The 6,755-nt window shown below is 67.7% G+C and carries 7 protein-coding genes, 1 tRNA gene and 1 pseudogene; 5 read left to right on the top strand and 4 right to left on the bottom strand.

Annotated elements, in window-relative coordinates; genetic code table 11:
- Both ABZ904_RS14500 and ABZ904_RS14495 read right to left on the bottom strand, forming a co-directional pair.
- Positions 1-83: pseudogene (locus ABZ904_RS14500) on the bottom strand (plasmid stabilization protein); the annotation flags it as partial.
- A gap of 72 nt (positions 84-155) precedes the next feature.
- The gene (locus ABZ904_RS14495) at positions 156-332 is read right to left on the bottom strand and encodes a hypothetical protein (RefSeq protein ID WP_361823341.1); all 177 of its coding nucleotides are present in this window, start codon (positions 330-332) and stop codon (positions 156-158) included.
- 512 nt (positions 333-844) lie between these two features.
- On the opposite strand from ABZ904_RS14495, the gene ABZ904_RS14490 reads away from it, so the two are divergent.
- Both ABZ904_RS14490 and ABZ904_RS14485 read left to right on the top strand, forming a co-directional pair.
- Positions 845-1,321 (top strand): SRPBCC family protein, encoded by a 477-nt coding sequence (locus ABZ904_RS14490; protein ID WP_361823338.1) that lies wholly within the window; start codon positions 845-847, stop codon positions 1,319-1,321.
- 237 nt (positions 1,322-1,558) lie between these two features.
- A complete protein-coding gene (locus ABZ904_RS14485; protein WP_361823335.1) occupies positions 1,559-3,676 on the top strand; it encodes a catalase in 2,118 nt (705 codons plus the stop codon).
- Between the two features lie 80 nt (positions 3,677-3,756).
- On the opposite strand, the gene ABZ904_RS14480 is transcribed toward ABZ904_RS14485, so the two are convergent.
- Positions 3,757-3,830, bottom strand: a tRNA-Gly gene (locus ABZ904_RS14480).
- A 272-nt stretch (positions 3,831-4,102) separates the two neighbouring features.
- Between ABZ904_RS14480 and ABZ904_RS14475 the strand changes: the two genes are divergently transcribed.
- The 3 genes from ABZ904_RS14475 (at position 4,103) to ABZ904_RS14465 (ending at position 5,426) form a co-directional block, all read left to right on the top strand.
- A complete protein-coding gene (locus tag ABZ904_RS14475; protein WP_329511857.1) occupies positions 4,103-4,261 on the top strand; it encodes a hypothetical protein in 159 nt (52 codons plus the stop codon).
- A gap of 72 nt (positions 4,262-4,333) precedes the next feature.
- Positions 4,334-4,909 (top strand): dCTP deaminase, encoded by a 576-nt coding sequence (gene dcd / locus ABZ904_RS14470; RefSeq protein ID WP_359407207.1) that lies wholly within the window; start codon positions 4,334-4,336, stop codon positions 4,907-4,909.
- A gap of 7 nt (positions 4,910-4,916) precedes the next feature.
- Positions 4,917-5,426: a phosphoribosyltransferase gene (locus ABZ904_RS14465; RefSeq protein ID WP_359407210.1), complete on the top strand. Its 510-nt coding sequence runs from the start codon at positions 4,917-4,919 to the stop codon at positions 5,424-5,426.
- 8 nt (positions 5,427-5,434) lie between these two features.
- On the opposite strand, the gene ABZ904_RS14460 is transcribed toward ABZ904_RS14465, so the two are convergent.
- Complete coding sequence (locus tag ABZ904_RS14460) at positions 5,435-6,616, bottom strand: PP2C family protein-serine/threonine phosphatase (RefSeq protein WP_361823330.1); 1,182 nt, start codon at positions 6,614-6,616, stop codon at positions 5,435-5,437.
- Between the last annotated feature and the right edge of the window lie 139 nt (positions 6,617-6,755).

Genomic DNA, 6,755 nt, shown 5'->3' with positions numbered 1-6,755 from the left:
TTGGACGACTCGCCGCGGTCCTCGGCGCTCTTCTTGATGTGCTCGTATTGCCGCTCGCGCTTGGAACTCGATCCGGCCGGCATGGCGCCTCTCCTATCCTGCGTCCTGAGGTGACGTTCAAGGTCCCTCTACGGCAGTGGGTGCTCGGTCCTGGCTCACGGATGCTCCGGCGGCACGCTGCCGCCCTCTCCTCCGCCCCTGTCGCCCTTGTCCGTGCCGTGGGGCTGTCCGCCTTTCGCCCGAGCCTCCCGCGCCGTGCGCTCGACGGCCGGCTGCGGTGTGGCGCCGCCCTTGCCACTGCCCCGCTGCTCGGGGTGCTGTGGAGCGGACATCTGAGGAACCCCGCTCGTCCTCGTATCGGTGTTCGTTCGGACGACGAGTTCCCAGGAGCAGTCGTCCGACGCACATGTCAGGCGTCCATCACCCGTCCGGACGGCCCGGGGCACGCTGCCCGCGACCCGGATACCCCGCGACACCTGATTTCCCGGGCACGCAATGGCTCCCGCCCCGAGGCTCATGGCGGGTGCGCCGCCGGGACGTCCCCCTGACCACGGCACTCGTCGACGGCATGCTCCGGCGAGACTCGGCCGACCGGCGTCCGGACTTCGTGCCGCGCTCCACCCGGGGGGGCCCATCCGAGTGTGATCCGGGCGACGAGTGGTACCCGAGGCCAGTCCGCGCCGGGGACATGAGGCCCGGAGCCACCACCGGCCCCACAGGCACGGGCGAACACCGCCCGTCAGGCGCTGGAGAAGGTCTTCGTGCTGCCCCCTTGGGTCATCCGGTGCCGCGCAGACGTGCAAGGGGTGGCCCGGCGCCGTCGAACGCCAGCAAGGAGGAAGAGATGAGCACGGTCAAGGAATCAGTGGATGTCGAGGTCCCGGTCCGCATGGCGTACAACCAGTGGACCCAGTTCGCGGAGTTCCCGAACTTCATGGAAGGCGTCGAGGAAGTCCGGCAGCTCGACGCCCGGCACAACCACTGGATCACCAGCATGGGCGGGGCGCGGCGCGAGTTCGACACCGAGATCGTCGACCAGCTACCGGACGACAGGATCACCTGGCGGACCATCGGCGGCGAGACCCGGCAACGGGGATCGGTCCGCTTCCAGCGCCTGGACGACGCACACACCCGGGTGGAACTCACCATGGACGTCGACCCCACGGGTGTCGCCGAGAAGGGCGCCGACATGCTGGGCGTGATCGACCGGCGGGTCAAGGGGGATCTGCACCGCTTCAAGGACTTCATCGAACGTCGCGGTGGCGAGAGCGGAGCCTGGCGCGGCCGCATCCGGCCCGAAGACCCCGGCTCTCTCGCCTGACCGGTCGAGAAGCGACGTGCCCACGGGCACCGGTCGGTGTGCCCTCCGGCCAGTGCCCGCAACCGAGGACCGTGATCATCCACCCGCATCCCGCAACGACGGGCTCGCCCATGCCGCTGTGGGCCACCGGGCCCTTGGCGTTCCTGGTGGTCCGGACGAAGGACGTCCCGGTCGGCCACGACGTCGCAGGCCCGAGGCGAAGGTGCGGACGCTTGCCGACAGCGAAGGACATCAGTCATGACTTCCGGAACTCCACATCCCGAGCGGCGTGACCAGGACGAGAAGGACAGGCAGCTCGACCGCTTCCGCGCGGCACCCGAGTCCGACGCACTCACCACCGACCAGGGAGTACGGGTCGACGACACGGACAACGCACTGCGCGTCGGTGAACGCGGTCCGACCCTGCTGGAGGACTTCCACAACAGGGAGAAGCTCACCCACTTCGATCATGAACGCATTCCGGAACGCGTGGTGCACGCGCGTGGTGCGGGCGCGTACGGCTACTTCGAGCCGTACAACTCGCTGGCCGAGTACACCTGTGCGGACTTCCTCCAGGAGCCGGGGCGGCGCACCCCGGTGTTCGTACGCTTCTCCACTGTGCAGGGGCCCCGGGGCTCGGCGGACACCGTGCGTGACGTGCGCGGCTTCGCGACGAAGTTCTACACCCGCGAGGGCAACTACGACCTCGTGGGCAACAACTTCCCGGTGTTCTTCATCCAGGACGCCATCAAGTTCCCCGACTTCGTGCACGCGGTGAAGATGGAACCGCACAACGAGATACCCACGGGCGCCTCGGCGCACGACACCTTCTGGGACTTCTGTTCGCTGCAGCCGGAGTCCACCCACATGCTGATGTGGTTGATGTCCGACCGGGCCATTCCGCGCAGTTTCCGGATGATGCAGGGCTTCGGCGTGCACACCTTCCGGTTCGTCGACGCCGCCGGACGCGGGACTTTCGTCAAGTTCCACTGGAAGCCTGTGCTCGGTGTGAACTCCCTTGTGTGGGACGAGGCGCAGATCGCCGCCGGCCGGGACCCCGACTTCAACCGCCGGGATCTGTGGGAGGCCATCGAGTCGGGCAACTACCCGCAGTACGAGCTGGGTGTGCAGTTGGTGGCCGAGGAGGACGAAGACGCCTTCGACTTCGATCTCCTGGACGCGACCAAGATCATTCCGGAGGAGCAGGTTCCCGTGCAGCCCATAGGGCGCATGGTCCTCGACCGCAACCCGCAGAACTTCTTTGCCGAGACCGAGCAGGTCGCCTTCCACACCGCCAACATCGTCCCCGGTATCGACTTCACCAACGACCCTCTGCTCCAAGGCCGCAACTTCTCGTATCTGGACACCCAGTTGATCCGTCTGGGCGGGCCCAACTTCGCCCAGCTGCCGGTCAACCGGCCCATCGCCGACGTCAACACGAACCACCGTGACGGCTATGGCCAGCAGGTCATACAGCCGGGCAACAGCTACTTCCCGAACTCGCTGAGCGGCGGCTGTCCGGCGCACGCCGGCGCAGGGGTCGACAGCGGGGTGTTCCGTCACTACCAGGAACGGGTGGCGGGCGAAAAGATCCGGGTGCGCAGCGAGAGCTTCCGCGACCACTACAGCCAGGCCACGTTGTTCTGGAACAGCATGTCGGACTGGGAGAAGGCGCACATTGTCGAAGCGTTCCGCTTCGAACTCGGCAAGGTCGGTTCGGCCGAGGTACGCGAACGCATGGTGGCCAATCTGGCCAACGTCCACGGCGATCTGTGCGGCGCCGTGGCAGCGGGCCTCGGGCTGCCCGCGCCGCAGACAGCCTCCGGCATCGCCTCCACCTCGTCGCCGGCACTGAGCCAGGAGAACCTCGGCGGCAGCACCATCAGCACCCGCAAGGTCGCCGTGCTGGCGGCCGACGGCACCGATGTCGAGCACGTCGAAGCGGTGCGCGGCAGGCTGACCGGGGACGGTGCCGTGGTCGAGGTACTCGCGGCCGGCGAGGGCACCGTGCGCGGCGCCGACAGCGCGGCACTCGACGTGGACCGAGCCCTGCCGACGATGGGGTCCGTGCTGTACGACGCCCTTCTGGTGCCCGGCGGCAAGCAAGCCGCGCAGACCCTGCTGGACGACCCGGCCGCGGTGCGTTTCGTGGAGGAGAGCTACCGCCACGGCAAGCCGATCGCCATTCAGGGTGAAGGCGAGCAGCTGCTCGCCGCGGCCAGGCTGCCGGCCGAGGTGCTGAACGGCTCCGGGACGGAGCAGGGCGTGATCAGCGGCAACGGTGCCGATGACATCGCCGACGCCTTCGTGGCCGCGATCGAACAGCACCGCTTCATGCGTCGTCCCGGATTGCTCAATCCGGGGTCCATCGACTGAGTCTGTGCCTCGCGATGGGGCGCACGCCGGTCGGCCTGGACAACAAAGAACCCCCGGGTCTCTGACCTGGGGGTTCGCACTGGAGCGGGTGACGAGAATCGAACTCGCGCTCTCAGCTTGGGAAGCTGATGTTCTACCATTAAACTACACCCGCGTAGGAGACCGGTTGATCCGGATCCGTAATGCTCGCTCACTGTACCTCATGTCGGACCCCCGGTGCTGATGCCGTGGGGTCCGAACGCTTTCCCGGGTGTGGATGCTGCTGCGGGGGACAGGAGTTGGGGCGTACGGTGGGGGTGGCGAAGAGGGGTCGTGGACGGCCGGAGTGCCGCCTGGAGGGCCGTCCTTTTCATCCCGTAATGTGGCTTTCGTCGTCCGTCACGCACGTGAGACGAAGGCTCTTGGGGAAGGGACTCAGAGGACTTGATGGAGCGCACCGTCGTCCGTTGTGCCGAGGGGCACGTGTTCAGCACCGCTTCGTTCCCGATGCAGCAGGCCGAGCGCCTCGGGCCCGGCCGGCTCGTCCGGTGCCCTCGCTGCGCCCGGCTGCGCAGTGTGGTGCCGGTGGCCTTGGAGAAGCAGTAGCGGCCTAGCAGTACAGGCGCGCGGGGACGCCATGATTGTGGCGGCTCCGCGCGCCTTGCGTATTCTCAGGACGTGCTTCTCTCAGACAAGGACCTCCGGACCGAGATCGACAAGGGGCGGGTTCGGATCGACCCGTTCGAACCGACCATGGTGCAGCCCTCGAGCATCGACGTGCGGCTCGACCGCTACTTCCGGGTGTTCGAGAACCACAAGTACCCCCACATCGATCCCTCCATCGAGCAGGTCGACCTCACGCGCCTCGTCGAGCCCGAGGGCGACGAGCCGTTCATCCTCCACCCCGGGGAGTTCGTCCTGGCCTCCACGTACGAGGTCATCACGCTGCCCGACGACCTCGCCTCCAGGCTCGAGGGCAAGAGCTCCCTCGGCCGGCTCGGGCTGGTCACCCACTCCACCGCCGGGTTCATCGACCCCGGCTTCTCGGGGCACGTGACGCTCGAGCTGTCCAACCTGGCCACGCTCCCGATCAAGCTCTGGCCAGGTATGAAGATCGGGCAGCTGTGCATGTTCCGGCTCACTTCGCCGGCCGAGTTCCCCTACGGCAGCGAGCGGTACGGATCCCGCTACCAGGGGCAGCGCGGGCCCACGGCCTCCCGCTCCTTCGTCAACTTCCACCGGACGCAGGTGTGAGCGGGACATGACCGGGACAAGGGAGAACCTGACCTACGAGGAGTTCGGCCAGGCCGTCCGCGATCTCGCCCAGGCCATCGCCGACGACGGCTACCAGCCCGATATCGTGCTCAGCATCGCGCGCGGCGGCGTCTTCGTGGCGGGCGGTCTCGCGTACGCCCTGGACTGCAAGAACATCCACCTTGTGAACGTCGAGTTCTACACGGGTGTGGGCACCACGCTGGAGATGCCGGTGATGCTCGCGCCGGTACCCAACGCGATCGACTTCACCGACAAGAAGGTCCTGATCGCCGACGACGTGGCCGACACGGGCAAGACGCTCAAGCTGGTGCACGACTTCTGCCTGGAGACCGTCGCCGAGGTCCGCTCCGCCGTGATCTACGAGAAGTCCCACTCCCTCGTGAAGTGCGAGTACGTGTGGAAGCGGACGGACGACTGGATCAACTTCCCGTGGAGCGTCCTGCCCGTGGTACGCAAGTCCGGGGAGCCCGTCACGCCCTCGAAAGAGGCTCTCTGACCGCGTTCCTAGCGTGAGTGATCCAGAGCGCGGCCCGGGTGGGCAACGGGGCCTCGCTCATCCGCGCCCTCCGAAAACCGGTCGATGAGAATCATGGCCACGTCATCCACCAGGGAATCGGCGGTGTGGCAGATCAATCGCCGATGGAGCTCTTCCAGGAACTGCTGCGGAGTCGCTGCGTGCACGGATTCCATGGCCTCGGGCAGCGGGAAGAAGTCGCCGGAGCCGTTGCGGGCTTCGGCCACGCCGTCCGTGTAGAGGAGAAGCCGGTCACCTGGCCCGAAGGTGTAGCTCTCGGTGGGAGTCGGAGGGCCGGTCATCAGGTCCTCCAGACCCAGGGGTGGCGTGGGCGCGCGAGGTCCGAGGGCGCGGACCGTGCCCTGGTGCAGCATCAGCGGAGCCGGATGGCCGCGGTTGACGAGCTGGACCACGGACCCGTTCGCCACTTGGCCGACGAGCGCGGAGGCGAAGCACTCCATCCGGTATTCCTCGTCGTGGTCGGCGGCTGCGCGTTCTCTCTGCATGGCCGCCGCGCAGTGATTGACGACCTCGGCCAGATCGCGCTCGTAGTGGACGGTCTCTCTGAACGCGCCCAGCACGGCTGCGGCCGCGCGTACGGCCGGTAGGCCCTTGCCCCTGACATCGCCCACGATCATCCGGACCCCGAACCGGGTCTGGACGGCTTCGTACAGGTCACCGCCGATCTGGGCCCCGGACTCGGCCGCCAGGTAGATGCTGGCGGCACGGAGCGGGCCCAGGCGGGGGCTCACGGGCCGCAGCAGGGCGTCCTGAGCCGCTTTGGAGACACGGCGGATCCGGTCCAGCTCCTGTTGCCTGCGGGTCCGCATGACGTTGCTGATCGTGACGCAGGCGACGGCAACCACGACGAGGCCGAGAAGGTTCCCGTAGACCTGCTCGTCGCCCCATGAATGATGGAGGGTGGCGGAGATAACGCTGACGGCCAGGGCGCCGACCGCTGCCGACAAGGTGCCCAGCGGGCCCACGGTGAGTGCGGCGACCGCCGGCATCCCCGTGAGGAGCGGCCCCGTGTATATGGTGTGCAGGGGTGAGAGCTCGATGGCCAGCCCGATGAGCAGGACCGCGAAGGGCAGGCATTGCCCCAGCCTGAGGAGGCCTCGGTCGTGATCGCCCCCTCCTGACCGGGCGGAAGTGCGGAAGATCCACCGCATACCACCAGCGTCCCTCGTCGCCCCGCGATGTTCCACCCGCGTCACGAGCGATCCGCTCAGCCGCTCTCGACCGGGCGCGGCCGGGGACTTGTATCTGCCCGGGATGTCACTGAGAGTGCCGAACCGGCCGGGTTGCGTG

It is taken from the genome of Streptomyces sp. NPDC046900, assembly GCF_040644975.1.
In the GTDB taxonomy this organism is placed as follows: Bacteria; Actinomycetota; Actinomycetes; order Streptomycetales; family Streptomycetaceae; genus Streptomyces.
Note: the sequence above shows the minus strand (reverse complement) of the source record. Positions and strands in the feature narration are given on the sequence as shown.